This is a genomic window from Methylobrevis pamukkalensis (assembly GCF_001720135.1).
Taxonomy (GTDB): domain Bacteria; phylum Pseudomonadota; class Alphaproteobacteria; order Rhizobiales; family Pleomorphomonadaceae; genus Methylobrevis; species Methylobrevis pamukkalensis.
On sequence record NZ_MCRJ01000252.1, the window covers coordinates 1 to 1,361 of the forward strand.

The window sequence follows — 1,361 nt, forward strand, 5'->3', positions numbered from 1 at the left end:
AGGGAGAGGGGGGAGCCCCACTCCGAAGCAACAGCTGAGGGGAAGCCCCACCCAGAAGCCTCCATCAAGATCCTTCCCTCACATCTCCCCGGCCAGCGCCATGTGGAAGATCGCCTTGGCCGCGTCGGTGGTGAGTTCCACCGGGTTGCCGCCGGCGGTCGGGTCGACGATCGCCATCGCCGCGATCTCGTCGAGGCGCGAGGCGTCGACGTTGAGGCCGGCGAGCGTCGGCGAGATGCCGATCTCGGCGCGCAGGTCGAGGATCCAGGCGAGGAAGGCGTCGAAACTCGGCTCCAGCCCGAGATAGCCGGCGAGCCGGGCGATCTTCTCCTCGATGGCGGCGCGGTTGAACACCAGCACGTAGGGCATGAACACCGCGTTGGTGAGGCCGTGGTGGGTGTCATAGAGCGCGCCGACCGGATGGCTCATGGCGTGGATGCCGCCGAGGCCCTTCTGGAAGGCCGTGGCGCCGGCGGAAGCTGCCGCCAGCATCGCCCCGCGCGCCTCGATGTCGGTGCCGGTCTTCACCGCGCGCGGCAGGAATTCCTTGCACAGCCGCACGCCTTCCACCGCCACGCCGTCGGCGAGCGGATGCCAGCCGGGGGCGCAATAGGCCTCGATGCAGTGGGCCAGCGCGTCCATGCCGGTCCAGGCGGTGATCGTCGCCGGCAGGCCGACGCAGAGTTCCGGATCCTCGATCACCACCTTCGGCATCATCAGCGGATGGAAGATCACCTTCTTGGTATGGCTTTCCTCGTTGGTGATCACCGTGGCGCGGCCGACCTCCGAGCCGGTGCCGGCGGTGGTCGGCACCGCGACGATCGGGGCAATGCCGGTCGGGTCGGCGCGGGTCCACCAGTCGCCGACGTCCTCGAAGTCCCACATCGGCCGGGTCTGGCCGGCCATGAAGGCGATGGTCTTGCCGACGTCCAGCGCCGAGCCGCCGCCAAACGCGACGACGCCGTCATGGTCGCCGAGCTTCAGGGCCTCGATGCCGGCGTAGACGTTGCTCTCCACCGGGTTGCCCCTGACGTCGGAGAACACCTCGACGCCGAGGCCGGCCTCCTTCAGCAGCGCGACGGCGGCCTTCGTCATCGGCAGGTCGACGAGGCCGGGGTCGGTGACGAACAGCGGGCGCTCGATGCCGGCGACGCGGCAGGCATCGGCGAGCTCGCTGATGCGGCCGGCGCCGAAGCGGATGGGGGTGGGGTAGTTCCAGTTGGCACGGATGGTCATGGGAGACTCTCGAAGGCTTCTGATTGCCGAAAGGTTTCCCCTCTCCCTGTCCCTCCCCTCCAGGGGGAGGGGACGACAAAGGATGGGCCGTCGCTGGTCGTTGGACGCTGCGTCTAGGCGAGAGG

1 protein-coding gene is annotated in these 1,361 nt (G+C 69.0%); it reads right to left on the bottom strand.

Annotated features, from left to right (window positions below):
- Positions 1 to 78: 78 nt before the first annotated feature.
- On the bottom strand, positions 79 to 1,236 hold the full coding sequence (locus tag A6302_RS20305; protein ID WP_069308520.1) for an iron-containing alcohol dehydrogenase: 1,158 nt from the start codon (positions 1,234 to 1,236) through the stop codon (positions 79 to 81).
- Positions 1,237 to 1,361 lie beyond the last annotated feature (125 nt).